This is a genomic window from Parasediminibacterium sp. HNIBRBA5674, assembly GCF_056745525.1.
Window position 1 is genome coordinate 12,608 of the sequence record NZ_JBQWIE010000015.1, and the last position, 24,827, is coordinate 37,434.

General features: G+C 36.7%; 26 protein-coding genes. 20 read left to right on the forward strand and 6 right to left on the reverse strand.

All coding sequences use genetic code 11. From position 1 onward, the window contains the following. The first annotated feature begins 57 nt into the window (after positions 1-57). The 4 genes from ACT9TX_RS09105 (at position 58) to ACT9TX_RS09120 (ending at position 2,077) form a co-directional block, all read left to right on the forward strand. Positions 58-621 (forward strand): DUF3347 domain-containing protein, encoded by a 564-nt coding sequence (locus tag ACT9TX_RS09105; protein WP_481337969.1) that lies wholly within the window; start codon positions 58-60, stop codon positions 619-621. 89 nt (positions 622-710) lie between these two features. After that, on the forward strand, positions 711-1,277 hold the full coding sequence (msrA, locus tag ACT9TX_RS09110; protein WP_481337970.1) for a peptide-methionine (S)-S-oxide reductase MsrA: 567 nt from the start codon (positions 711-713) through the stop codon (positions 1,275-1,277). 57 nt (positions 1,278-1,334) lie between these two features. Next, complete coding sequence (locus ACT9TX_RS09115; protein ID WP_481337971.1) at positions 1,335-1,712, forward strand: DUF2752 domain-containing protein; 378 nt, start codon at positions 1,335-1,337, stop codon at positions 1,710-1,712. Beyond that, positions 1,712-2,077: a CCC motif membrane protein gene (locus ACT9TX_RS09120; RefSeq protein WP_481337972.1), complete on the forward strand. Its 366-nt coding sequence runs from the start codon at positions 1,712-1,714 to the stop codon at positions 2,075-2,077. Before ACT9TX_RS09115 ends, ACT9TX_RS09120 begins: the two co-directional genes overlap by 1 nt. A 47-nt stretch (positions 2,078-2,124) precedes the next feature. Here the strand turns inward: ACT9TX_RS09120 and ACT9TX_RS09125 are convergent, their stop codons facing one another. Continuing rightward, positions 2,125-3,045 (reverse strand): DMT family transporter, encoded by a 921-nt coding sequence (locus ACT9TX_RS09125; RefSeq protein WP_481337973.1) that lies wholly within the window; start codon positions 3,043-3,045, stop codon positions 2,125-2,127. Positions 3,046-3,301: 256 nt separating this feature from the next. Beyond that, complete coding sequence (locus ACT9TX_RS09130; protein WP_481337974.1) at positions 3,302-4,114, reverse strand: 2,3,4,5-tetrahydropyridine-2,6-dicarboxylate N-succinyltransferase; 813 nt, start codon at positions 4,112-4,114, stop codon at positions 3,302-3,304. 230 nt (positions 4,115-4,344) lie between these two features. On the opposite strand from ACT9TX_RS09130, the gene ACT9TX_RS09135 reads away from it, so the two are divergent. Continuing rightward, positions 4,345-5,361, forward strand: coding sequence for a sugar kinase (locus ACT9TX_RS09135; RefSeq protein WP_481337975.1), 1,017 nt, complete (start codon positions 4,345-4,347; stop codon positions 5,359-5,361). Positions 5,362-5,365: 4 nt separating this feature from the next. Here ACT9TX_RS09135 and ACT9TX_RS09140 read toward each other — a convergent pair whose 3' ends face one another. Continuing rightward, positions 5,366-5,548 carry a hypothetical protein gene (locus ACT9TX_RS09140; protein ID WP_481337976.1) on the reverse strand — a complete coding sequence of 61 codons (183 nt, stop codon included), beginning with the start codon at positions 5,546-5,548 and terminating at the stop codon, positions 5,366-5,368. Further along, the gene (locus tag ACT9TX_RS09145; protein WP_481337977.1) at positions 5,524-6,087 is read right to left on the reverse strand and encodes an ATPase; all 564 of its coding nucleotides are present in this window, start codon (positions 6,085-6,087) and stop codon (positions 5,524-5,526) included. The genes ACT9TX_RS09140 and ACT9TX_RS09145 overlap by 25 nt, the downstream gene beginning before the upstream one ends. 186 nt (positions 6,088-6,273) lie before the next feature. Between ACT9TX_RS09145 and ACT9TX_RS09150 the strand changes: the two genes are divergently transcribed. From ACT9TX_RS09150 to ACT9TX_RS09215, 14 genes are all read left to right on the forward strand, one after another. Then, a complete protein-coding gene (locus ACT9TX_RS09150; RefSeq protein WP_481337978.1) occupies positions 6,274-7,413 on the forward strand; it encodes a hypothetical protein in 1,140 nt (379 codons plus the stop codon). Positions 7,414-7,499: 86 nt separating this feature from the next. Further along, positions 7,500-8,195, forward strand: coding sequence for a class I SAM-dependent methyltransferase (locus ACT9TX_RS09155; protein WP_481337979.1), 696 nt, complete (start codon positions 7,500-7,502; stop codon positions 8,193-8,195). 234 nt (positions 8,196-8,429) lie between these two features. After that, positions 8,430-9,296: a DUF4382 domain-containing protein gene (locus ACT9TX_RS09160; RefSeq protein ID WP_481337980.1), complete on the forward strand. Its 867-nt coding sequence runs from the start codon at positions 8,430-8,432 to the stop codon at positions 9,294-9,296. A 158-nt stretch (positions 9,297-9,454) separates the two neighbouring features. Further along, on the forward strand, positions 9,455-10,384 hold the full coding sequence (gene nusB / locus ACT9TX_RS09165; protein ID WP_481337981.1) for a transcription antitermination factor NusB: 930 nt from the start codon (positions 9,455-9,457) through the stop codon (positions 10,382-10,384). 81 nt (positions 10,385-10,465) lie between these two features. Then, entirely contained in the window at positions 10,466-10,945 is a 480-nt protein-coding gene (locus ACT9TX_RS09170; protein WP_481337982.1) for a DUF1573 domain-containing protein, read from the forward strand. 30 nt (positions 10,946-10,975) lie between these two features. Beyond that, positions 10,976-11,326 carry a preprotein translocase subunit YajC gene (yajC, locus tag ACT9TX_RS09175; protein WP_481337983.1) on the forward strand — a complete coding sequence of 117 codons (351 nt, stop codon included), beginning with the start codon at positions 10,976-10,978 and terminating at the stop codon, positions 11,324-11,326. A gap of 350 nt (positions 11,327-11,676) precedes the next feature. After that, positions 11,677-12,258, forward strand: a complete 582-nt coding sequence (gene coaE, locus ACT9TX_RS09180) for a dephospho-CoA kinase (RefSeq protein WP_481337984.1) — start codon at positions 11,677-11,679, stop codon at positions 12,256-12,258. A gap of 95 nt (positions 12,259-12,353) precedes the next feature. Further along, positions 12,354-12,776 carry a hypothetical protein gene (locus tag ACT9TX_RS09185; protein ID WP_481337985.1) on the forward strand — a complete coding sequence of 141 codons (423 nt, stop codon included), beginning with the start codon at positions 12,354-12,356 and terminating at the stop codon, positions 12,774-12,776. A 256-nt stretch (positions 12,777-13,032) separates the two neighbouring features. Next, positions 13,033-14,118, forward strand: coding sequence for an efflux RND transporter periplasmic adaptor subunit (locus ACT9TX_RS09190; RefSeq protein WP_481337986.1), 1,086 nt, complete (start codon positions 13,033-13,035; stop codon positions 14,116-14,118). A gap of 28 nt (positions 14,119-14,146) precedes the next feature. Next, complete coding sequence (locus ACT9TX_RS09195) at positions 14,147-17,314, forward strand: efflux RND transporter permease subunit (RefSeq protein ID WP_481337987.1); 3,168 nt, start codon at positions 14,147-14,149, stop codon at positions 17,312-17,314. A 1-nt stretch (position 17,315) separates the two neighbouring features. Then, positions 17,316-18,743 carry a TolC family protein gene (locus ACT9TX_RS09200; RefSeq protein WP_481337988.1) on the forward strand — a complete coding sequence of 476 codons (1,428 nt, stop codon included), beginning with the start codon at positions 17,316-17,318 and terminating at the stop codon, positions 18,741-18,743. Positions 18,744-19,123: 380 nt separating this feature from the next. Beyond that, positions 19,124-19,849, forward strand: coding sequence for a tRNA threonylcarbamoyladenosine dehydratase (locus ACT9TX_RS09205; protein WP_481337989.1), 726 nt, complete (start codon positions 19,124-19,126; stop codon positions 19,847-19,849). 155 nt (positions 19,850-20,004) lie between these two features. Further along, positions 20,005-20,742 carry a 23S rRNA pseudouridine(2604) synthase RluF gene (rluF, locus tag ACT9TX_RS09210; RefSeq protein ID WP_481337990.1) on the forward strand — a complete coding sequence of 246 codons (738 nt, stop codon included), beginning with the start codon at positions 20,005-20,007 and terminating at the stop codon, positions 20,740-20,742. Positions 20,743-20,855: 113 nt separating this feature from the next. Then, positions 20,856-21,038, forward strand: coding sequence for a hypothetical protein (locus ACT9TX_RS09215; protein ID WP_481337991.1), 183 nt, complete (start codon positions 20,856-20,858; stop codon positions 21,036-21,038). 117 nt (positions 21,039-21,155) lie between these two features. Here the strand turns inward: ACT9TX_RS09215 and ACT9TX_RS09220 are convergent, their stop codons facing one another. Then, entirely contained in the window at positions 21,156-22,136 is a 981-nt protein-coding gene (locus ACT9TX_RS09220; RefSeq protein WP_481337992.1) for an ABC transporter ATP-binding protein, read from the reverse strand. Between the two features lie 286 nt (positions 22,137-22,422). Between ACT9TX_RS09220 and ACT9TX_RS09225 the strand changes: the two genes are divergently transcribed. Continuing rightward, a complete protein-coding gene (locus ACT9TX_RS09225) occupies positions 22,423-23,016 on the forward strand; it encodes a DsbA family protein (protein WP_481337993.1) in 594 nt (197 codons plus the stop codon). A gap of 15 nt (positions 23,017-23,031) precedes the next feature. Here the strand turns inward: ACT9TX_RS09225 and ACT9TX_RS09230 are convergent, their stop codons facing one another. Further along, complete coding sequence (locus ACT9TX_RS09230) at positions 23,032-24,768, reverse strand: ABC transporter ATP-binding protein (protein ID WP_481337994.1); 1,737 nt, start codon at positions 24,766-24,768, stop codon at positions 23,032-23,034. Between the last annotated feature and the right edge of the window lie 59 nt (positions 24,769-24,827).

The following is a 24,827-nucleotide window of genomic DNA, read 5'->3' on the forward strand; positions in this document are numbered from 1 at the left end:
AAGGTAATTGACGGTGAGCGTTTTTTTACTTTACTTTTGAATGATAAACTATAAAATATGAAAAAAATATTGGGATTAGTAATGATAGCTGGCTTAGCAGCTTGTGGTGGCAACGATAAACCTGCAGAAGAAGTAAAGCAAGCACCATTGGCACAAAGCAAAAACAGCGCAGCATTTAACTTGCAGTTTGATAAGTTGATGGACGATTATTTTCAACTGAAAGACAATTTTATTGCTGAAAAAGACAGTGCTATTACCGCTTACGCAAATGCTATAATAGCTGATGCAGATAGTTTAAACCTAAAAGAACTAAAAGCTGATAGTAGCGTTATTAGTACTGCGAAATCTTACTCAGAAAGTATTGCGGCTGAATTAAAAGCATTGGTAGCTGAAAAAACGATTGATGCAAAACGTAAATCGTTCCAAATGGCAAGCGACCATTTATTTGACCTTGCAAGAACCGTACAATACGATAACCAAAAAGTGTATCAGCAATATTGCCCTATGGCTTTTGGTGAAACAGGTGCTAATTGGTTAAGTAAATCATCAGACATTGAAAACCCGTATTTACCTAAAAAAATGTTGACTTGTGGTGAGGTAAAAGACAGTATTGGTAAATAATGTGTTAATTAGATGATATGCTGATGTAATGCGAATCGCTGTAAGATTAGTAGTAGCTCTGCGTCTCTATGAGTGTAAAATGAAAAATTATGAACAATACAATGAATGACAACAACCTAGAAATTGCTGATTTTGGCGCAGGTTGTTTTTGGTGTGTAGAGGCTGTATTTCAAAGGGTAGAAGGTGTTGTTAGTGTGCTTAGTGGCTATGGTGGTGGTCATGTAGTAAACCCAACTTACGAGCAAGTGTGCGATAAACAAACTGGCCATGCTGAGCTGATAAGAATTACGTTTGACAATACCAAAGTGCGTTACGAAGAATTGCTAGAGATTTTTTGGAAAACACACGACCCAACTACTTTAAATAGACAAGGTAACGATGTAGGGCCACAATACAGAAGTGTGATTTATTACCACAATGAAGCACAAAAACTAAAGGCTGAGCAGTACAAAACTGAGCTTGATAAATCTGGTGTATTTGATAAACCAATTGTTACCACGATAGAGCCGTTTGTTAACTTTTATCAAGCAGAAGCGTATCACCAAGATTATTACAATAATCACCAAAACCAAAGCTATTGCTACTTTGTAGCAAGGCCAAAGGTTGAGAAATTGGAGAAATATTTTAAAGATAAAATGAAGAAGGAATACTTGTAGTTTTTACCACATAGGCACAAAGACACAGTAGTTTAGCTAAAGTTTTATAGAATTTCCATGAAGATAACTATCCATTTTCTATGTGCCTATGGGCCTATGTGGTCAACTTTCCTTACGCTTACTTATCATTATGTCATTCAATGGCTAAAAGGCTTTATGCTTACTTGCCCTTCTAAAAAATTGCTGCATATTGAGTGCCCTGGTTGTGGCTTTCAACGTAGTTTTTTTGCATTGCTAGAAGGTGATTTTGGTAAAAGTTGGCAACTGTATCCTGCAATGGCACCGATAGTTGTTCTAATGATTTATACAGCCTTGCATACCAAGTTTGAGTTTCGTTTTGGCGCTGTTGTTATAAAATATTTGTTCATGTTAATTGCGGTTATTATCTTGACGTTCTATATTTATAAAATCATCAACCACAAAATTTTCTGCTAATGGAAACAAATGAACAACAAACACAGTTTCAAAACTTTCAAGTACAAAAACCATTACCAAATGCAACTGCTATATTAGTATTGGGTATTATTGGTATTGTAGGATGCTTTTGCTACGGCGTACCGGGCTTAATATGTAGCATTATTGCGATAGTATTATTTAGCAAAGACAAACAATTGTATATGGCAAGTCCTGAGCTTTACACAGAGGCTTCCTATAAAAATGCAAAGTCTGGTAGAATTTGTGCCATTATTGGTATCAGTTTGTCTATTTTGTACATCTTACTTATTGTAGCTGCTATTGCACTAGTTGGTGTTGCAGGACTTAGAGATCCTGAAGCTATTAGACATGCATTTGGTCAATAAAATCATTCAATTTAAAGTAAAAGCTGCAACTTTTGTTGCGGCTTTTTTTATGCCGTATCTCTTTTCCAGCCTATTAAAATAACACCTGCAATCACTATAACAGTACCTATAATTTGTTCGGTAAATATGTGCTCGTTTAGAATAAAATGCGCTTGCAAAACCGTGCTTACAGGGCCAATGCTTGTAACTATAGATACATTGTTGCTGCCAATACGTTTCATGGCATTTGATATCATAAACGAAGGAATAACGGTGGCTATAATGGCCAATGCTAATCCATAACCAATAAGTGTAGGTGTAAAGTGAAAAGCAGAAAAAGTTCTGGTAGTAAAATAGTGTGTAAATACACCTAGTGTTGCAAACAACATAGCGTAAGCAGTATAGCGTGTTGCACCTACTTTTTGTACCAATTTGCCTGTGCCAACTAGATAAACAGCGTAAGTAACAGCACATAAAAACACCATAAAACTGCCGTAGAAAAAGTTGGGATTGCTAGTGTCAATACGTAGCTCGCCATAGTAGGCAATGCCAATACCAACATAGGTTAGCAACAGGGCTATGATTTGTATACGGTTGAGTTTGCTTCTAAAAAAGTAGGTATTAATTAATACAGAAAAAGTAGGGTAGAGGAATAAAATTAAACGCTCTAAACCTGCTGTAATAAATTGTAAGCCGATAAAATCGAAAAGGCTACTGATGTAATAGCCAAGAATACCCATTGCTGCTATGTAAAACCACTGCTTAGTGGTAACGGTTTCTGCACCTTCTTTTTTAGAGGCAAACCAAGCAATACCTAAGTAAAAGGGTAAAGAAAATAACATACGCAAGCTGAGCAATGTAATAGCATCAACCTTGGTGCTTGCAAAAGTTAGCTTTACAAAAATGGCTTTGGTAGAAAACAAAATGGCACCAGTAAGGGCAATGATAAGTCCTTTGATGGTGATATTGTATGTAACTGGTTGCGCCATAATTTGTCTGAACTAGGACCCGATAGCTATCGGGTTGGAAGGATTTTTTGGATTTTGGTGACTAAAAAAATTAACACATAGATACATAGTTTGAAATCTAGTGCACATAGCAGTTAGCTATGTGTTTTTTTCTTTAAACTATGCAGCTATGTGTTAAAAAGTACGCTTAGATAAAAGCTGAATAACGTATCAAAGCGATGCAGTGTGCGACGCAACGATGCGAAATAGCAGTACCAAAGCTGGTAACATAAAATTACTATACACTTACATTGAAGTCTCTCAATGCATCGTTTAAGCTTGTTTTTAAATCGGTACTTGGTTTACGCTGACCAATGATTAATGCACAGCCTACACCAAATTCACCCGCAGGGAATTTTTTGTTGTAGCTACCAGGAATTACCACGCTGCGTGCAGGTACACGACCTTTCATTTCTACTGGCTCGCTACCGCTTACGTCAATAATTTTGGTTGATTGTGTTAATACCACATTAGCACCAAGAACCGCTTCTTTCTCTACAATTACACCTTCTACCACAATGCAACGGCTACCAATGAAACAACCATCTTCTATGATAACAGGGCTAGCTTGTAAAGGTTCAAGCACGCCACCAATACCTACACCACCGCTTAAGTGCACACCCTTGCCAATTTGCGCACAGCTACCTACAGTTGCCCAAGTATCTACCATAGTGCCTTCATCAACATAAGCACCAATGTTTACATAGCTAGGCATTAATACCACGTTTTTAGCCAAGTAAGCACCATAGCGAGCCACTGCATGCGGCACAGCACGAACACCAAGGCTAGCGTAGTCTTTTTTCAACAACATTTTATCGTAAAACTCAAATGGTTCTAGCTCGTAGGTTTTCATTTGTTGAATACCAAAATACATTAGAATGGCTTGCTTTACCCATTCATTTACCTGCCAGCCATTATCAGTAGGCGAGGCTGTACGTAATCTACCTTTATCTACTTCTTCAATAACCGCTCTTACAGCATCAGCATAAATTGGGTCTTTTAAAAGCTCCCTGTTGCTCCATGCTTCTAATATTAATTTTTGCAATTCCATTGTTGTAAAATTTTTGCAAAAGTAGGGAGATAGCGGTTTGAAGTTCTATGTTCTGAGTTTTATGTTTTGTGTTTAGAAGTTTAGAAGTGTATAGGGTGTTTTGTTTTTTATTCTACTGTGCCTTTGTGCCTATGTGGTAAAATAGCGCAAACGATACCATGAATAATGATGGGTAGATGTAGGATTTAGTCAAAACTATCTGCTTATCTTGTCGTCAAATTAGCGTTGCTATGCGTAAGAAGAAAGTATTATCCTTTGGCGAATTGTTGTTACGAATTTCGCCTGCACCTAAAGAGCAAACCGATAAACAATCGATGCTAGTATATGTAGGCGGTGCAGAAGCCAATGTGGCTACAGCCCTTGCTGGCTGGGATGTTCCTGTAAAATACTTTACTGTTTTGCCAGATAATTTTATGAGTAAGCACATGCTGCATTACCTAGAATACAAAGGCATTTATACTTCCTCTATTTTGCTGCAAGGCGATAGAGTAGGCTTGTATTATCTAGAACGTGGTGCAGATTTAAAAGGTAAAATGGTGTACGATAGAGACCGATCAGCATTCTCTGAATTAACCACAGGCACGGTAGATTGGGATAGAGTGTTGCATGATGTTTCTTGGTTTAATTTTTCTGCCATTACGCCTGCATTAAACCAAAACTTGGTAGATGTGTGTAAAGAAGCTTTAGATGCTGCTTCGCAAAAAGGCATTACTATATCAGTAGATTTAAACTATCGCTCAAGATTGTGGAAATACGGTAAGCAGCCAATAGATGTAATGACAGAATTGGTGCCTTATTGCGATGTAATTATGGGCAATATTTGGAGCGCCAATACTTTGCTTGGTATTCCTGTTGATGAACATATTCACGATAAAAAAACAAAGCAAGCTTACTTAGACCATTCAAAATTCACGTCGGAAGAAATTATTAAACGCTACCCAAAATGCCACACGGTAGCTAACACTTTTCGATTTGATGGTGAGGCCAATCATTTACTGTATTATACCAGTTTATTTACACAAGGCAAGCAGTTTAACTCGGCTGAATTTACTACCAAAGGCGTAGTAGATAGGTCTGGCAGTGGTGACTGTTTTATGGCTGGTTTAATTTATGGTTTGTACAACCAACATGCACCACAAGATATTATAGATTACGCCACAGCAGCGGCTTTTGGTAAATTACAAGAATTTGGTGATGCCACAGGGCAAGATGAATTAACGGTATCAAAAGTGGTAGAAAGTGTGTAGTAGACTATAAATCTTTAGCAGGTATTTTTTTGATATTACCTTTTTCGTCGGCAATAACTAAATAACTGTTTTTAGCCTTAGTTTCGGCAATAAGTTTTTGTTTAGCCTTGTTGAGTGCTAATTGTGTTAGTTCAAATTCTTTTTGTGCTTTATCACTAAATCCTATTTTTTTTTCAATTGCTCCCATAGCTCAAAATTATAGATTAAAACTGTATTGGGCATTTCACCTCTTGCAATTAATGTTGAGTTGGTAAAACTGTTGTTGTAAATGTACCACCTATCTGTTAATTTCAAGTACTCGAAAAAATATTCTATACCAAGATGGTATCTTCTTTCAATAACATCAGGTGGTATATAATGTCCTCCTTTGCTTACTCTTAATCGTACTCTTTCTTTTGCCATTTCAGTTGATTGCAAATAGAAAAAATACAAGATGATTTCGTAGCCTAATAGTTGAGCTTGTTTTATTATGTTGAAATATATTCTTGTTGCTAGGGTTGTTTCAATTGCAAATGTTTCTTTTTGGGCAATAGCTTGTTGTACTTTATCAAGCATTATTCTACCAGCAGTTATTGCTACAGCTTCAGGATTGGTTGCATTTAATTGTGCTGCAATAATATCTGCATTAATAAAAATATCGGTTTTAAATACATCTGGCAATAAAGCAAAGGCAGCAGTTGTTTTTCCTGCACCATTACAACCTGCTATTATGTACATCTTAGGCATTTGGCAAAATGGTTGTATTTTTAAGTAAAACTAAATCTTTTTAGTTCATTTCTACAGCAGCAGCTTTTGGTAAATTACAAGCACTTGGTGACGCCACAGGGCAAGATGAATTAACCGTATCAAAAGTGGTAGAAAGCGTGTAGTAGCGATAGGAATATTTTGTATTTTTATCAAAACTAACATCAAATGCTTACTGCACCAGCTCATCGTACGTCTTGGTTTTTCAAGTTCTCAGAATTTGTATTGGCAACGCTAGCTATTTTCAATACGCTCAGTATTGTTTTTGAAATATTGCCAGAAAAGTATGTAACAGCTATACCAGAAAGCTTTTTTGAAAATCTCTATCTAGGCCAGATAGTTATTAGCCTTTTGATAGCCATTGGCTACAGTATTTATTGGCATAAAAAAGAAAAAGCAGGTGTTAGTAATAGTGGTAAAATTCATGCCATTTTGCGTGGTATTATAAGGTATTGGTTGGCTTCGCAAATATGTACTTATGGCTTTGCCAAAATATTAGGTACACAATTTCATACGCCTGATTACAGGCTAGATATGCCCTTAGGTGAAGTGACCGGTTTTGGACTTACTTGGTATTATTATGGTTACTCTTACACCTTAGCAGTCATTATTGCAAGTGTACAGATAGGCGGTTCTATTTTGTTGCTATTTAGAAAAACCACATTGCTTGGTGCATTTATTTTAATGCCAGTAATGGTGAATATTTTGCTGATTAATATCTTTTTTACCATAGCAAGTGGCGCTTTTTTAAACTCAATATTATTTACGCTTGCACTACTACTATTAATATCTACTGAGCAACGAAAAATTAGGGCATTCTTTCAGTTAACTACTGATGATTTACCAGCAATAAAACTTGGCTTCTTTAAGTATGTTCTTAAATTCTTAATGGTTGGTTGTGCTTTTGGATTAATCTACTATTATGTTGTTGCTGGTGCCGCTGATAAACGCTTATTAGGTACATGGCAAATACAAACCTTGATTAAAAATAAAGATACCGTTTCTGCCAATGCATGGCAAGTAGATAGCACCGCTTGGACGAAAGTGTATATTGAAGGTAGATATGGTATTGCTTTATCGCCTAACCCTTATAAATACATACCCGAACAATCTAAAAAAGGTAGCTATACATACGATACTACTGCACATACTTTGGTGGCTAGCTTTCCTGTAAAGGAAAAGCAAGTAGATACGTTAAAAGCTGTAGTTTCTAATCTTACACCAAAAGCTATGACGCTACAAGGTACACTAGCAAAGGATTCTATTACAATGGTATTAACACGCATAGAACGAAAGCCGCACAATTAGTGTATTGGATTTATTAAGCCTCAAAAAAATATTGATTGCTTTTGTGCCTAAAAACTTAATTATGCACTTTGCAAACAACACGAGTTATGATAGATGTTTTAGGGCAGGCAATAGCAGATTTTTATTACCAAACCGAGCCTAAAAAGCTTTGGATTAATAATAAATATTGGGCTAGAGAAGAGATGCCTGTGGAGGTGTATTTTAGAGATGAAGCCAATATGACAAAGCTAGAATTGATGGCTTTGCAATTGTGTAAAGGCAAGATTTTAGATATAGGTGCAGGTGCAGGTAGCCATGTTTTGTGGTTACAGCAAAAAAATAAAGATGTTACTGCTTTAGAAATCTCGCCATTAGCTTGTGAGGTAATGAAAGCAAGAGGCGTCGCAACCATTTACAACCAAGATGTTTTTGCTTTTAATAATGAGCGTTACGATACACTGTTGTTGCTGATGAATGGTATAGGGCTCACGGCTAATTTGAGTGGCTTGCAAAAATTTTTAGAGCATGTAAAGCAATTTTTACAGCCTGGTGGTCAGTTGTTATTCGACTCTTCTGATGTGTCTTATTTATATGATGGCTCGGTTGGTTTATCAGGTAATTATTTTGGCGAAATAGATTATCAATATCAATACAAAAAGTTAAAAACTGATTGGTTTACTTGGTTGTATGTAGATCAAGCCACGCTACAACACATCGCTTACGATGCAGGCTTTAAAACTGAGTTTTTAATGGAAGATGAAAATGCACAGTATTTGGTACGCTTAACTTTAGTAGACCAATAATCAACAATTGATAAAAGTAACTTTAACAAAAGCGAGAGGTAAATAACTTTTCGCTTTTGTGTTTTTGGCATATTAAAGGTTAATAGAAATGATGACTGGTAAAAAACTTTTAGCCTTTAACAAAACCTTAGTAAACAAAAGTTTGTCGCTGTGTATCTACTACACAAACACACCATTTCTCAACTCAAAAATGCCATACATGATTGATATTACTACACTAAATTTTTAATCAACATGAAAACAAAGCACACCCTTCTTGGCTTGGCCATTGTAGCAATGGGCTTAGCAGTTGCCTTCACGGGCTGTTCTAAAAACACATCTGCAGACGTTCCTGAAGGAACACAAAACATGACTTTCTATTTAACAGATGGTCCTGGTTTGTACGACAAAGTGTTTGTAGATATTAAGTCGGTAAAAATTCTGGTAGACACAAGTACAGACACTAGAAAGCACGACCATTACGATTGGGATGCCAATGGTAGAGGCGGTAAATTAGATTCGTCGCTAGTGTGGCAAGATGGTAATGTAGCCGCAGGTGTTTACAATCTTTTGGCTTTAAGTAATGGCGTAGATACCTTGTTATCATCTGCCAATATTAAAGCAGGTAGTATTCGCTTAATTAAAATTGAGTTAGGTACTAATAATTCTTTGGTAAAAGATAGCGTTACTTATCCATTAAACTTACCACCGAATGCCAATAATTACATTTTGGTAAAACTAAAAGGTAATGAATGTGAGCGCTTCGCCAATAGCAGCTATCGCTTGTGGTTAGATTTTGATGTGGCTCGTTCAATAGTTAATGTGAACAATACTTTTTACTTAAAACCAGTGATTCATTTCTTCATTGCGAAGCAAACCAATAGTATTTCTGGTACGGTAGCACCTAGAGATGCAAAAGCCATTATAAGTGTGTATAATAGTACTGATACGGCTTATGCTATACCAAATGGTGATGGTAAGTTTAAAGTGCGTGGTATACCAGATGGTAAATATTCTGTGTTTATTAACGCCTCTAATGGTTATGTAGATACTACCATAAACAATGTGAGTGTTAGTGGTTATAGTAACACATCAATAGGCACAATTACATTGCATAAATAAGCGGTTGGATAGGATATAGGTTTTTTAGTGATATCGGGTGCATGTTCTCATGCGCCCGATTTTATGTTTAGGCTTTTCAGCTGTATTTTAAACCTTTATTTAGCCCATATCTCTTCAAACCCTATCTTCGCAGCCGCAAAACAAAAGCTCTTTTTTGAATGATCAGTAGAAGAAATATTCGTGTAAAGGTGATGCAGGTGTTGTACATGATGGAAATGGCAATTGAAGACGGAGCCATGAAAAACCCTGTAAACGAGTTACAGAAGCAATTTGACAAGAGTAAAGAACTACTGGTTTATATTCTTTATTTTATTACAGAAGTGGCTAAATATGCCGAGACAGACGCTCGCAACAAAGCCAATAAGCACTTAAAAACGGTTGAAGATTTAAATATTAATACCAAAATTGCTGGTAATGGTTTGGTATGGGATATTTTAGAAAGCCCTTCTTATATACGTGAGGTAGAAGCATTACAACCAAAGCATTTAATTGATGCTAATTTGGTAAAAAGAATTTATACCAATCTTGTAGAAACCCAAGAATACAAGACCTACATTGTAGAACAAAGCAGAAATAAGGGCGACGAGAAAGGCATGCTGCGTTTTATTTTCTCAAATCTTTTGTTGCCAAATGAGCATTTTACTTCGCACCTAGAAGAGTTGTTTAATAATTGGGATGATGATGCAGACATGATGGAGCAATTGGTAAATAATTACCTAAGCAAACCTAGTAGCTACAATTTATCAGCATTTATTAGCGACGATAAATGGCAATTTGCTAAAACACTACTCACTAGTACTTTTAATAAACGTCAATTTTTGCTAGACACTATTAAGCCAAAGTTGCAAAACTGGGATGCTGATCGTATTGCATCGCTTGATATGGTATTGATGCAAATGGGGCTTTGCGAGTTGTTGTATTTTGAAACCATACCAACCAAAGTATCTATTAACGAGTATATTGATTTGGCAAAAGACTATAGTACAGAACAAAGTGGGCATTTTGTAAACGGTATTTTAGATAATATTCATAAAGAATTGATAGCAGAAGGCAAGATTAATAAGATAGATTTTAGGCAGCGTAAATAGGATTTGTGATTAGGAATGATTGAAGTGATTGAAGTGATTGAATGATTCTGACATGTAAGCAATAAATTTAAAACTACATACATGAAGCAATTATTAGTTGTATTGGCAGTTATCGTTACTGCAACTATGTCTTGTAAAGATGAGTTGAAGGAAAATAAGAAAGCTGAAATGGCTGTACTGAACGATACAGCTAATTTTACTACGGTAAAATGGTTAGATAGTGTTGTAAATTTTGGTACAGCAAAACTTGGCGAGAAAATTCAAATTAAGTTTCGTTGCCAAAATACTGGTACTAAGCCATTAATTATCATCAACGCAAGACCTGGCTGTGGCTGTACGGTGGCAGATTACACCAAACAACCAATTGCACCCGGTGCAGAAGGTTTAGTAACGGCCGAATTTGATACGCAAAAGGCACACGGTACATCGGTTACTAAATACATCATCGTAACTACCAACACGCTAAATTCTGACATGAACTTACTATTTAAAGGCGAGATTATTGGTGGCGAAAGCAACGATAAAATTGCCATTCCGCATGAAGTACCTAAAAAGAGCTAATATTTTTACATTATAAAAAACACAAACAACATGTCTATTTTCAACGGAATTATTTTAATGGGCAATCCACAAGCAGGTGGTGGTGCTGGTACCATACAATTAGTAATGATGGGTGGTATTGTATTGGTTTTCTGGTTATTTATGATTCGCCCACAAGCTAAAAAAGCAAAAGAGCAAAAGAAATTTATAGATGATTTACAAAAAGGTGCTAAAGTGGTAACTATTGCTGGTATTCACGGTACAGTGAATAAAGTAAATGAAGATGGGACTTTGCAAATAGAAGTAAATCCTGGTAGCTACTTGAAAATTGAAAAAAGCGCTATTAGCATGGAATGGACAGCTGGTGTAAATAAACCTGCAGCCGTAGCTGAAACCAAATAATCATTTGAACGGATTGATAATTATTCCCAAACTTTGAATAGAGGTTTGGGAATTTTGTTTTAAAGTCAATTACCTAGTGTAAAAATTAGGCTGATTTTAATAAGAAGTGAGTATTGTTTAATAAGAACTGCCGCTAGTTTAATAAAAATTGGGGGCAGTTTAATAAGAATTTTAGCTAGTTTAATAAGAAATCGGTTGAGTTTAATAAGAATGATAGCTAGTTTAATAAGAATTCATCTTAGTTTAATAAGAAAATTGGTTGAGTTAATAAGAATTAAGGCTAGATTAATAAATTTTAGTCGAGAAATAGTGTGATTACTTAGCATGAATTGTTACTAAAAACCAACAATATGAAAAAAATAGGCTTAACAGGTGGTATAGGTAGTGGTAAAAGCACTGTTGCTGCTATTTTTAAAACATTAGGTATACCAGTGTTTGATGCTGATAGTGTGGCTAAGCAAATAATGGAAACAGATGCTACGGTAATAGCTGCCGTTACTGCACAGTTTGGTGAAGATGCCTATATTAATGGTAAATTAAGCCGAGCTTATATTGCCAATATTGTATTTAACGATGCGTACCAATTAGAATTACTAAACGCTACTACGCATCCTGCTACTATTAGTGCTTTTGAAAACTGGGTGTTACAGCAACAAGCGACTTATGTCATTAAAGAAGCGGCTTTATTGTTTGAAGCTGGTAGCGCCAATGGATTAGATGCGATTATTGGTGTTACAGCCCCTAATGTATTGCGTATTCAACGGGTGATGCACCGAGATAATGTGAGCCGTGATATGGTGATACAACGTATGGATAAGCAAATAAGCGATGTGATTAAAATGCGCCTGTGTGACTATGTAATTACTAATGATGATCAACAGTTATTAATACCACAAGTGTTGAAGCTAGATGAAATATTAAGAGGTGTATAATTGATAGCGTTAGTCTTAAATTTTCCTTAAACTATATTTAACAATTTAGTATTTGCAGTATTTGCCCATTTATTTGTTATTTTTGAACAAGAATGATGAAAAAGTTGCTCAGAATTTTTCTTATTGGTTATTGTTTTCTCATAAGCGGGATTTCTAATGCACATACATTTACATTACAGCATACTTCTCAAAGCAGTTTTATTTCTTCACCCGTTACTGTTGTTGAAAAAGTTGCTACTAAAAGTATTGTTACGCTTACTAATGTGCTTTACGAGCCATCTTCAATTACTAATAATTTTGATGCTATAGAAGAGGTTGTTGAGGAAGATGAAGACACTGAATGTGTATCTTTCAAAAAGCAGTCTGACAGTAATACGCAATTCTGCATTAGCCAAAAAGCTTTTCAAAAAGCAGGTGCCTACCACTTTTATTCGCCAAAATCTTGGCAAACTCAAGCACCAATAGTTGCCTTTACAAGTACTAGTAAGTCCATTTTATTTTGCGTTTTTAGAATATAAACGCAAACTTCATTAGTTGGTATTTTTTCTCTACTCATTGCATTTTGCGTCATTATTTTAGCTGAATAATTTCTCTTCTGTAACAATTATACATTGTTTACAAGCTTCTATGCAATTGGTTTTGAATGCTGCCAATTAGCGTTTCTGTTTACTGAATAGATACATTTTACAAGTACCAATGCCTACACATTTGTGTGTGTACGTTGTAAAATTTCCATTTTTCAATCACCATTTTTTAAAGTATCATTTTCAACCTATGAAGCGAATTATTTTGCTCGCAAGTGTATTGGCTGTATTGTGCCAAACAAGTTGTAAAACGCACAAAGAAGAAGAAAAAGAAGAAGTTGTAAAGTTTATCGCAACAAGTCCTTTAAAAGTAGATACTGTTTTTACAAAGCAGTATGTGTCTCAAATTCGCTCGGTAAGAAACATTGAAATTAGAGCGCAAGAAAAAGGCTTTTTGCAAAACATTTATGTAGATGAAGGTCAGTTTGTAAAAGCTGGTCAGTTACTGTTTAAAATAATGCCTAAAATTTTAGAGGCCGAAATGGCCAAAGCGCAGGCTGAAGTTAGTTCAGCAGAAATTGAATTGCAAAACACCAAAGTACTAGTTGCTAAAAACGTAGTCTCTAAAAATGAGCAAGCTATGGCGCAAGCCAAGCTAGACCAAGCAAAAGCAGAGTTGCAATTAACTAAAATTCACTTATCATTTACAGATATTAGAGCTCCATTTGATGGCACTATTGATAGATTACCTTTAAAATTAGGTAGCTTGGTAGATGAAGGCGCCTTGCTCACTACCTTATCTGACAATAGCCAAATGTTTGTGTACTTTAATGTTTCTGAGCCAGAGTATTTGGATTATCAAACACATATTAATAACCGTGGTAGTAAAAAAGTGGACTTGCTATTGGCTAATAATCAGCCTTTTACATACAAAGGTGAGGTAGAAGTAATAGAAAGCGAATTTGACAACGAAACAGGCAATATTGCTTTTAGAGCGAGATTTCCTAATGGCGATAGATTGCTAAAACATGGTGAAACGGGTAAAGTGCTAATGACATTACCACTTAAAAACGCCTTGATTATTCCTCAAAAAGCAACCTACGAAATACAGGACAAACTGTATGTATTTGTGATAGATAAAAACGGTACTGTAAAGTCGAGAAACATTACGGTTAGTGGCGAAATGCCCGATTTGTATGTGATTAAATCTGGCTTGGTAGAAACCGATAAAATTTTACTAGAGGGTGTTCAAAAAGTAAAAGACGACGAAAAGGTTCAGTACGAATTTGTAGAACCTAAAAAAGTAGTAGCAGCGCTTCGCTTAAAGGCGGAGTAATTATTGAATTCTCTAAACCAATACATTCATGTTTAATAAGTTTATACACAGGCCAGTCCTGTCCATTGTTATATCGCTCATTATTGTTTTTTTGGGTGTGCTGGCTATGTTGCATTTACCAGTTACACAGTTTCCTTCCATATCGCCACCTAAAGTAAATATCACGGCAGAGTATCCTGGTGCGAATGGTGAGTTGATGATTAAGTCTGTTATCATTCCATTAGAAAGGGCTTTAAATGGTGTGCCAGGTATGAAATACATGGCTTCTGATGCAGGTAATGATGGTGAAGCCTCTATACAAGTGGTGTTTAATTTAGGTACCGATCCTAATCAGGCATCGCTAGCTGTACAAAACCGTGTGGCTTCGGTGGTAAATAAGTTACCGCCAATTGTGGTACGTGAAGGGGTGAAAATTACCCGTGAAGAATCCAACATGTTAATGTACATCAACTTGTACAGTACCGATTCTTTAACCGACCAAAAGTTCTTGTTCAACTATGCTGATATCAACCTTTTATCTGAGCTAAAAAGGGTAGATGGTGTAGGTTTTGCCGATATTTTGGGTAATAGAGAATATGCCATGCGTATTTGGCTAAAGCCAGATAGAATGTTGGCCTATAAAATTTCTACCGATGAAGTGATGAAAGCCCTTGGTGAACAAAGTTTAGAAGCATCGCCAGGTAAAACGGGTGAAAGTTCTGGTAAGCGTTCGCAAGCATTTGAGTATGTGTTAAAATATCCAGGCCGTTTTACTACCAAAGAAGGCTACGAAAATATCATCTTAAAATCTACACCACAGGGCGAAATATTACGCTTAAAAGATGTAGCTAATATTGAGTTTGGTAGCTCTATGTACGATATTTATTCTAACATTAATGGCAAGCCATCAGCGGCTATCGTGTTAAAGCAATCATACGGTAGTAATGCTAGTCAGGTTATTAAAGATGTGAAGGCTAAGATGAAGGAAATTAAAGCCAATTCTTTTCCTAAAGGCATGGATTACGAGATTAGTTACGATGTATCTAAATTCTTAGATGCTTCTATTGAAAAAGTAATACACACTTTGGTAGAAGCCTTTATTCTAGTGGGTTTGGTGGTATTTCTGTTCTTGGGTGATTGGCGTTCTACGCTTATCCCTGCCATTGCTGTACCTGTATCGCTTGTGGGTACGTTTGTGTTTATGCAGTTCTTTGGTATTACGCTTAATTTAATTACCCTTTTTGCATTGGTACTAGCCATTGGTGTGGTGGTAGATGATGCCATTGTGGTGATAGAAGCTGTGCATGCAAAAATGGAAGAAGACCATCTATCGGCCAGAGAAGCTACTATGAAAGCCATGCATGAAATTAGTGGTGCCATCATTGCCATTACCTTCTTAATGGCAGCGGTATTTATTCCTGTTGCGTTTATGAGTGGTCCTGTGGGTATTTTCTATCGTCAGTTTTCTATTACAATGGCTACCGCTATTATTTTATCTGGTATTGTGGCATTAACATTAACACCTGCATTGTGTGCCATCATGTTAAAAAACAACCATGGTAAGGCAACAAAGAAAAGCTTGGTAGACAAGTTTTTAGCTGGCTTTAATAATGGCTTTGAAAATTTGTCTGGTAAGTACCAAGGCATTCTAAAATTGATTGTACATAGGCGCTTTGTAACATTTGCCATCTTACTAGCATTTTGTGGTGGTACATGGTTGTTAAGCGGTAGTGTTCCTTCAGGTTTTATACCAAATGAAGACCAAGGGATGATTTATGCGGTGATTCAAACACCACCAGGTTCATCACTTGAAAGAACCAATGAAATAGCTGAAAGATTGCAAAAGGTAGCAGAAGGTATTGAAGGCGTATCGTCTGTAAGTTCATTGGCAGGTTACGAGGTATTAACAGAAGGTACAGGATCTAACTCTGGTACTTGCTTAATTAACCTTAAAAGCTGGGAAGAACGTAAAAAATCTGCATCGCAATTAATTGAAGAATTAGAAGAGAAAACCAAAGATATTCCTGGTGCTACTATTGAATATTTTCAGCCGCCAGCAGTACCAGGTTATGGTGCAGCAGGTGGTTTTGAGTTGCGCTTGCTAGATAAATCTGGTATTAACTCATACAAGAAAATAGAAGAGGTAAACAAAGAGTTTGTTGCAGCCTTAAGTAAACGTAAAGAACTTGCTTCTGTGTTTAGTTTTTATAGTGCCAGCTTTCCTCAGTACATGCTGCATATAGATAACGACATTGCGCAGCAAAAGGGCGTTACTATTGATAATGCCATGGATAATTTATCTACATTGGTAGGTAGTAACTACGAAACCAATTTCATCAAGTTTGGTCGTCAATACAAAATAATGGTACAGGCTTCGCCAGAATATAGAGCCCTGCCAGAAGATATTTTGAAGTTGTACGTAAAAAACAGTCGTGATGAAATGGTACCATATTCATCGTTTATGACGATGGAAAAAGTGTATGGCTTATCTGAAATTACTAGGCATAATATGTACACGGCTTCAGAAATTAGCGGTAGTGCTGCGCCCGGCTATAGTAGTGGTGAAGCCATTGCTGCCATTAACGAAGTAGCACAAAAAACACTGCCTCGTGGCTTTGGTATCGACTGGGCTGGTATTTCCAAAGATGAAGTATCAAGAGGTAATGAAGCGATTTATATCTTCTTAATCTGCTTGGGCTTTGTGTACCTTATTTTGTCTGCCCAATACGAAAGTTTTGTGCTGCCTTTAGCCGTTGTGTTATCCTTACCAGCAGGTATTTTCGGTGCGTTTTGTTTTCTTAAAATTATGGGTTTAGAAAACAATATTTACGCTCAGGTAGCTATGGTAATGTTGATTGGTTTGCTAGGTAAAAATGCTGTATTGATTGTAGAATTTGCCGTGCAAAAACATAAGAATGGCGCTACTGTTTTGGCCGCAGCAATGGAAGGCGCAAAAGTGCGTTTTCGCCCTATTTTAATGACATCTTTTGCCTTTATAGCAGGTTTAATACCATTGGTATTTGCTTCTGGGCCGGGTGCTATCGGTAATAGAACCATTGGTACGGCTGCTGCTGGCGGTATGCTGTTTGGGACCGTTTTTGGTGTCATCATCATTCCTGGCTTGTACTACATCTTTGGTAGTATATCTGCAAAACACATTCTAGTAAAAAACGAAGAAGAAAATCCATTAACAGAAGAAATTGATCATAATGTATAACATGAGAACCTTACAAAATGCAGCAGCACTGTGTATTTGCTTGTGGCTTGGTGGTTGTAAAATACCACAAGCTGTGCAAACACAAGCTCGTACTGCTACACCTGCACAATACGGTAGCGAGCAAAATGACTCTACCAATAGTGCTACCATCGCTTGGAAGCAGTTTTTTAAAGACCCTTATTTGGTAAGCTTAATAGACACTGCTTTGGCTAATAACCAAGAGCTATTAATAACCTTACAGGAAATAGAGATTGCTAAAAATGACATACGGCTTAAGAAGGGCTTGATACTACCTAGCGTTACAGCAAGAGGCGGTACAGGCATAGAAAAAGTAGGTAGGTACACTAGCCAAGGTGCTGGTGATGCGTCTACCGAAATTACACCGGGGCAAGAAGTGCCAGATATATTGTCTGACTTAGCTTTTGGTGCTTATGCCAACTGGGAAATTGATGTTTGGAAAAAACTACGCAATGCTAAAAAAGCAGCGGTAGAAAGGTATTTGGCTACAGTAGAAGGTAGGCGATTGGTGCAAACAAGTTTGGTAGCTGAAATTGCCAATGCTTACTACGAGTTGTTATCGTACGATAACCAGTTGCGTATTGTGCGCCAAAATATTGCTTTGCAAAACAATGCACTAGAGATTATTAAAGTGCAAAAAGAAGCAGCAAGGGTCACAGAATTGGCGGTGCAAAAGTTTCAGGCAGAGGTATTAAAGTCGCAGCATTTAGAGTTTGATATTTTACAAAATATCAAAGAAACTGAGAACGATATCAACTTATTACTTGGTCGTTTTCCTCAGCCGATAGCTAGAGATACCAGTAATTTCTTAGACTTACAGCCAACTTTTGTGCAAACAGGTGTGCCATCGCAGTTGCTTATTAATAGACCAGATATTAGGCAAGCAGAACTTGAATTGGCCGCTAGCAAGCTAGATGTACAAGTTGCAAGGGCTGAGTTTTTACCATCATTTGGTATTTCGGCTGGCTTGGGCTTTCAAGCTTTTAAGCCTTCTTATTTGTTGAAATTTCCTGAATCGGTTGCCTTTTCTTTAGCAGGCGATATTGCTGGCCCATTGATTAATAGAAATGGTATTAAAGCTGAGTTTTATAGCGCTAATGCGCGTCAATTGCAAGCGATGTATCAATATGAGCGAGCTATTGTTACAGGTTATTTAGAGGTGAATACGCAACTGTCTAATATCAGTAATCTTGGCAAAAGCTACGACCTGAAATTTAAGCAAGTAGAAGTGTTGAATAATTCTATTGGTATTGCCAACGACTTATTTAAATCTGCTAGGGCAGATTATATGGAAGTATTGATGACACAACGTGATGCACTAGAAGCCAAAATAGAATTGATAGAAACCAAGAAGCAACAAATGAATGCGATGGTGACTATTTACAGAGCACTTGGTGGTGGGTGGCAGTAGAGGAAAGTCGACCGTCGACAGACGACAGACGATTGTTGAGTAAAGAGGTGAAAAGTGAAAGGTGAAAAGTGAATGGTGAGAAGTGAATAGTCAGTGGTGATTTGTCATTGGTTTGTAATACCCCCTATAGACGGCGGCTGCCTCACTTTTGTGAGCAGCCGTTTTTTATTTTGGAGTACTGATTTGAGATGTATCATTTAGTCAATAGTCAATAGCCAATAGTCAATAGTCAATAGTCAATAGTCAATAGTCAATAGTCAATAGTCAATAGTCAATAGTCAATAGTCAATAGTCAATTAGTTTTGGGATTGCACAATTTAAATCATTGCTTTGACATTTTCTTACTGACAACTGACAACTGACAACTATAAACTAAACATATGGTGCCTTATTGGTTAAGTAGAACAGAATTATTATTGGGTGATGAACAAGTAAGTGCCTTGATGCGTAAAAACGTACTTGTTGTAGGGCTTGGTGGTGTGGGTGGTATTTGTGCTGAAATGATTGCCCGTAGCGGTGTGGGCAAAATGACGATTGTAGATAATGATGTGGTAGATTTAAGCAATTGTAATCGTCAAATTCCTGCATTGCATTCTGAGGCTGGTAAGCTGAAAGCAGAAGTAATGGCTAAACGTTTAAAAGATATTAATCCTGATTTAGACTTAACGGTATTACCTATTTTTTTGCAAGATCAAGTAACCACTAAACTGCTTGATGAGAATGCTTTTGACTATGCAGTTGATTGCATTGATACCCTTAGTGCGAAGGTGCAATTTATTAAAGCCTGTAAGGATAGAAATATACCGATTGTAACCTCGCTAGGTGCAGGTGGCAAGGTAGATCCATCACAGGCGCAAATAACTGATATCTCAAAAACCTACCAATGCACATTGGCTAAGTATGTGCGTAAGCGCCTGCACGAAGTAGGTATTTATGATGGCTTAACGGTGGTATTTAGCCCCGAGCCAATAGACCCAACTAGGGTAGTAGTAACAGAAAAAGCGTTCCCTAAAAAGTCTGTCATTGGTACTATAAGTTATATGCCTGCTATTTTTGGTTGCATGGTGGCGAGTGTTGTTATTAGAGGCTTGATTGACAAAAAATAAAACTGCTTTAAACTTATTGAACCACCAAAAGTCTAGTAAATAGTTTTTATGCAGCAGGGTTATAATACAGGGGCTTCTTTCTAGAAGCCTCTTTTTTGTGCCAATGCGTTCGGTGTATTTCAAGTATTTTCGTTGCCAACCATCAATTGTATATTTTGAATTCCAATTCAATTAGTCTTAATAAATTCATCAGCGATACGGGCTACTGTTCTCGCCGCGAAGCTGATAACCTGATAACCCAAGGAAGAGTATTGCTGAATGATAAACCTGCACAACTTGGTAATCGCTACAATCCTGGTGATTCGGTTGAGGTAGATGGTAGTTTGATAACCACTGCTGATAAACCTAAAAAGGCTGAAAAATTGGTGTATTTGGCGTTTAATAAGCCTGTTGGTATCACTACTACTAGCGAAGAAAAAATACCCGGTAATATCATCGCCTACATTAAGTATCCTAAGCGTATTTTTCCTATTGGTAGGTTAGATAAAGATTCTGAAGGGTTGATATTTTTAACCAATGATGGTGATATTGTAAACAAAATATTACGTGCAGGTAATAATCACGAGAAAGAATACATTGTAAAAGTAAACAAGCCAGTGGATGGTTATTTTATGCAAAAGATGGCGGCAGGTGTGCGCATAAAAGATGGACTTACTAAGCCTTGCATTGTAAAAAAAGTCAGCACTCATACCTTTAGAATTATACTCACACAAGGGCTTAACCGCCAAATTCGCCGCATGTGCGAACACTTTGACTATACCGTAATGAGCTTGCAACGTGTGCGTATTATGCACATAAAACTAGATGGTATTGCCCTTGGCAAATGGCGTTATTTAAGTGAAGTAGAAATAGACAGATTGAAAGAGATGGTGAGTAATTCTAGTAAAACTTAGACTTTTGATAGGTACGCTGATTCGATAGATTTTTCCTGGCTTAAATAAGCGCCTACTTTACAACAAATTGTTTTAATGCTTGTTATTTTAGAAGATTATTAAACTGAATAGCAATGCCAAAGCGAACTTCTGTTAATGACGTTAAAGCGCTTGAAGACCTTAACAACCTAGACCGTATTGTAAAAGACAAGCGTAACGATAAAAGAGCCGACTCTAAAAGAGGTCGACGCAATAGGCATTATGTGAAAGTGCTTATAAAACACCAATTGAAAAACGGTGATTTGGACAATCAATAAATCTTAACCGAGCAGAATATTACGCTTCGACAAAAGCTGAAAAAGTATATAAACCGTTGCAGTGTGACGCAACGAACGATACATAGTAGTACTAAAGTTGGTTACATAAATATATAACTAACGATACGTAATGTTTAAAAAATCGCCGGGTTTTGCATTGGCAATATTGGTTTTTATGGTGATGGCTTCGCCAAAAACGATGACATCTACTTCTTGATAGCTGCCAAAATACCTTGTTGCGGTTACTTCGCCCTTAAAAGAAGGCTCGTTGCTGTTTTTGATAATGAAATGTTCTGGGCGTAAAAAAGTGTTGCTAGCGATGGCGTTATCTTCTAAAATAGTGGCCAAAGACGCGGCAAGTTTGGTGCTAATAGTGTTGTATTTGCCAAATAAACCTGCGGTGTAAGCATCGGTTGGCTGTGTGTAAATGTGATAAGGTGTATCGTGCTGAATGATTTTTCCATTACGCATAACAATAATGTCATCAGCCCAAGAAAGTGTGTCTAATGGGTCGTGTGAAATGATGATGCAAGAAAGGTTTAGCTGCTCGCTAAGGTCTTTGATGACGTCTTTTAAAATGGTTTTGTGGATCATGTCAAGGTTAGAAAATGGCTCGTCAAGCAACAATAACCTTGGTGCAGATATAATGAGTTTTGCTAAAGCCACACGTTGTTTTTCGCCACCTGACAACTCATCGGTACGTCTTTTTAATAAATGGTCTATGCGACACATTTTGTACAAAGCCTTGGCTTTTCCATCTTTTTCAGCTTCTTCGTCCCACAAAGGATTGGCGTAAATGAGCACTTGTTCAACGGTTAAAAAATTGGGCAATTCAAAATGTTGCGAGAGATACGCAATGCCAGGATGGCCAGGAATTAATTCGTACAAAGGCCCCATTACTTTTTTGCCTTCAAAAAAAACGGTGCCACTATCGGGCTGTTCTAAACCTGCGATTATTTTTAAAAGTGTCGATTTGCCAGAACCAGTTTCGCCAGCAATTGCTATTTTTTGACCAATAGCTTGCGAAAAATTGGCTTTTTCTAGTTCAAAGCCCTTCTTATTTTTTTTTGAAATATCAATAACACGTAACAAACTCATGTGGCGAAAATATAACAATGCGATGGTAACTTATTGATGAGCTATAACTTTCATATTGCGTACGATAAAGTGTGCCGCTTCTTTTATTTTGTAATGCATAGGCTTATGACGCCATTAATTTTTACGCTAAATGTTAATATTTCTATAAAATTTACCACAATAGACGTTATTAATTTAATACGTATTTGGCAAAATCTTTATTTTTTTGTACCTTTGATTTATAAAAATCTGCAAGATGAATTAAAATGATTTAGCCAAAGTGGATTTGATACATAAAATAGAATAGATGAAGCCAAAAGAAGTGGTTGAGATTATTGAACCAAAAAAAATAATCGTTGGTAACACAAAAGCACCAATAACAATAACAGAGTTTGTAGATTATGAAAGCGATGAATGTGCAAAAGTAAATGAAGTGGTTGCAGCATTGTTAGAAACATATCCTGATAAAGTTAATTTAAACATCCGTCATTTTCCTTTACTAAAAATTCACCAAAAAGCCCACAAAGCCGCTGAAGCTGCTATTGCTATTGGGCAAGAAAGTGGTGAGTTACTGTGGGAAATGCATAAAGAATTGTTTAGAAACCGAAAGAATTTGGGCATTATTAGCTTAAAATCTTACGCAAAAGAGATTGGCACTACTAATAAGAAATTTTTAGAAGATATTATTAATGGTACTTACGGTTGGACAGTTCAAGACGACCTTAATGAAGGTATAAAAATGGGCGTAACCACTGTACCAACTTTCTTTATAAATGGTGTTTTGTTTGATAAAGAACCAACTTTAAAAAACTTAAGCGCACATATTGCGAGCTTATCTGATAAAGGTGGCGACAAAAAGAAAGCTGAGGTTAAGAAAAAAGTAGCTGCGGTTACTGAATAATATTATAGACAAATTTTACAAAGCTGATACATTGAAGCCCTTGGGTATAGATGCTATCAGCTTTTTTGTGTAGCTACTTGAAGGATGGTGATACACTTGCTCAGCAGCGCCAATTTCTTCAATCTTGCCTTTGTTCATTACCATAATTCTATCGCTAATGTAGCGTACTACCGATAAATCGTGTGAGATAAAAATGGCAGTAAAGCCAAAATTTCTTTTTAAATCGTTGAGTAGATTGAGTACTTGTGCTTGTACGCTTACATCTAAGGCGCTCACACTTTCGTCGCACACAATAAAGCTTGGTTGCAAAGCCAAAGCCCTAGCTATTACAATACGTTGCATTTGCCCACCACTAAATTCATGTGGGTATCTGTTATAATGGTCAGCACTTAAACTCACTTTCTCAAGCAATTCTATTACACGTTCTTTTCTAGCTTTTGCATTGGTAACGATATTGTGAACAAGCAGAGGTTCTGCAATGGCTTCACCAATTGTAAGCCTTTGATTTAAAGATGAATAAGGATCTTGAAAAATAATCTGCATATCCTTACGCAAAGTTTTTAGTTTGGCATTTGTAGTTTCTATGAGATTCTCGCTTTTATAAGTAATGCTGCCGCTAGTGGCAGCAATTAAGCGTAACAACGTTCTGCCCAAAGTACTTTTACCACAACCACTTTCACCTACCAAACCCAAAGTTTCGCCTTCATAAACATCAAAACTCACATCATCAACTGCTTTATTGTAATCTAATACTTTACCTAAAAATGTTTTTTTAGCAGGAAAATAGACTTTGAGGTTTTTGACAGAGAGAAGTGTTGCTTGTTGAAGCTCTTTAGTGGTCGTAAATGGTAAATCGTTAGTCGTAAGCGTACTAGCGATTATTGATTGACGATTTACGTTTCCTTCGGTAATAAAATCACTTACCACAGGCAATCTTTCGCCTTTTTTATGCAAAATAGGTCTGCATGCAAGTAATGCTTTGGTATAAGGATGTTGTGCGTTGGTAAATATATTAGCGACCGTATTTTCTTCTACAATATTGCCTTTGTACAAAACCACCACTTTATCGGCAATTTCAGCAACTACACCAAGGTCGTGTGTGATGAAAATAATACCCATTTGTGTTTGTTGCTGTAGTTGCTTTAATAGTTGCAACACATTCTTTTGTACGGTTACATCCAAGGCAGTTGTAGGTTCATCACAAATGAGTAAATCTGGCTCGCAACTCATGGCCATCGCAATCATTACACGTTGCTTTTGGCCGCCACTTATTTGGTGAGGATAGCGGTGAAACAATGCTTCAGGATTGGGTAATTGTACTTGATTAAATAGGGCAATCGTTTTATTTTTTGCAGTCTCTTTATCGATGTTTTGATGCAATAAAATCGCCTCCATTACTTGGTCACCACATGTTAATACAGGGTTTAAAGACGTCATTGGCTCTTGAAAAATCATAGCCACTTTGTTGCCTCTAATTTTCGTTAGTTCATCTTTGGGCAATTGTAAAATGTCAATCGTTTCGCCATTAGTAGTTAATAAAATTTCGCCGCTATCGTACCTAATTGGTGGTGAAGGAATTAACTGTAAAATAGATAAAGAAGTTACCGATTTACCAGAACCACTTTCGCCTACAATAGCTACTATCTCACCTTTGTTTACTGTAATAGTAATATCGGTTAAAGCCTTGCTGCTATTACCATTGGCTTCAAAACTGATGTTGAGGTTCTTTATTTGTAAAAAAGGTTGGTTCATACTTCAAGCGTCAATATACGTCACTTAGCTAAAAGATAATTTTTTTCAAGTGCTTGTAA

Excerpts from the sequence above, each read along its gene's own strand:
- ACT9TX_RS09145 (WP_481337977.1), bottom strand. The coding sequence starts at position 6,087 with ATGCCTAAGATGTACATAATAGCAGGTTGTAATGGTGCAGGAAAAACA.
- ACT9TX_RS09140 (WP_481337976.1), bottom strand. The coding sequence starts at position 5,548 with ATGGGAGCAATTGAAAAAAAAATAGGATTTAGTGATAAAGCACAAAAA.
- ACT9TX_RS09160 (WP_481337980.1), top strand. The coding sequence starts at position 8,430 with ATGAAAACAAAGCACACCCTTCTTGGCTTGGCCATTGTAGCAATGGGC.
- ACT9TX_RS09115 (WP_481337971.1), top strand. The coding sequence starts at position 1,335 with ATGAAGATAACTATCCATTTTCTATGTGCCTATGGGCCTATGTGGTCA.
- coaE (WP_481337984.1), top strand. The coding sequence starts at position 11,677 with ATGAAAAAAATAGGCTTAACAGGTGGTATAGGTAGTGGTAAAAGCACT.
- ACT9TX_RS09125 (WP_481337973.1), bottom strand. The coding sequence starts at position 3,045 with ATGGCGCAACCAGTTACATACAATATCACCATCAAAGGACTTATCATT.
- ACT9TX_RS09105 (WP_481337969.1), top strand. The coding sequence starts at position 58 with ATGAAAAAAATATTGGGATTAGTAATGATAGCTGGCTTAGCAGCTTGT.
- ACT9TX_RS09150 (WP_481337978.1), top strand. The coding sequence starts at position 6,274 with ATGCTTACTGCACCAGCTCATCGTACGTCTTGGTTTTTCAAGTTCTCA.
- ACT9TX_RS09225 (WP_481337993.1), top strand. The coding sequence starts at position 22,423 with ATGAAGCCAAAAGAAGTGGTTGAGATTATTGAACCAAAAAAAATAATC.
- ACT9TX_RS09215 (WP_481337991.1), top strand. The coding sequence starts at position 20,856 with ATGCCAAAGCGAACTTCTGTTAATGACGTTAAAGCGCTTGAAGACCTT.
- ACT9TX_RS09185 (WP_481337985.1), top strand. The coding sequence starts at position 12,354 with ATGAAAAAGTTGCTCAGAATTTTTCTTATTGGTTATTGTTTTCTCATA.
- ACT9TX_RS09155 (WP_481337979.1), top strand. The coding sequence starts at position 7,500 with ATGATAGATGTTTTAGGGCAGGCAATAGCAGATTTTTATTACCAAACC.
- ACT9TX_RS09135 (WP_481337975.1), top strand. The coding sequence starts at position 4,345 with ATGCGTAAGAAGAAAGTATTATCCTTTGGCGAATTGTTGTTACGAATT.
- ACT9TX_RS09190 (WP_481337986.1), top strand. The coding sequence starts at position 13,033 with ATGAAGCGAATTATTTTGCTCGCAAGTGTATTGGCTGTATTGTGCCAA.
- ACT9TX_RS09195 (WP_481337987.1), top strand. The coding sequence starts at position 14,147 with ATGTTTAATAAGTTTATACACAGGCCAGTCCTGTCCATTGTTATATCG.
- yajC (WP_481337983.1), top strand. The coding sequence starts at position 10,976 with ATGTCTATTTTCAACGGAATTATTTTAATGGGCAATCCACAAGCAGGT.
- ACT9TX_RS09130 (WP_481337974.1), bottom strand. The coding sequence starts at position 4,114 with ATGGAATTGCAAAAATTAATATTAGAAGCATGGAGCAACAGGGAGCTT.
- ACT9TX_RS09120 (WP_481337972.1), top strand. The coding sequence starts at position 1,712 with ATGGAAACAAATGAACAACAAACACAGTTTCAAAACTTTCAAGTACAA.
- ACT9TX_RS09170 (WP_481337982.1), top strand. The coding sequence starts at position 10,466 with ATGAAGCAATTATTAGTTGTATTGGCAGTTATCGTTACTGCAACTATG.
- ACT9TX_RS09230 (WP_481337994.1), bottom strand. The coding sequence starts at position 24,768 with ATGAACCAACCTTTTTTACAAATAAAGAACCTCAACATCAGTTTTGAA.
- ACT9TX_RS09200 (WP_481337988.1), top strand. The coding sequence starts at position 17,316 with ATGAGAACCTTACAAAATGCAGCAGCACTGTGTATTTGCTTGTGGCTT.
- msrA (WP_481337970.1), top strand. The coding sequence starts at position 711 with ATGAACAATACAATGAATGACAACAACCTAGAAATTGCTGATTTTGGC.
- nusB (WP_481337981.1), top strand. The coding sequence starts at position 9,455 with ATGATCAGTAGAAGAAATATTCGTGTAAAGGTGATGCAGGTGTTGTAC.
- ACT9TX_RS09220 (WP_481337992.1), bottom strand. The coding sequence starts at position 22,136 with ATGAGTTTGTTACGTGTTATTGATATTTCAAAAAAAAATAAGAAGGGC.
- ACT9TX_RS09205 (WP_481337989.1), top strand. The coding sequence starts at position 19,124 with ATGGTGCCTTATTGGTTAAGTAGAACAGAATTATTATTGGGTGATGAA.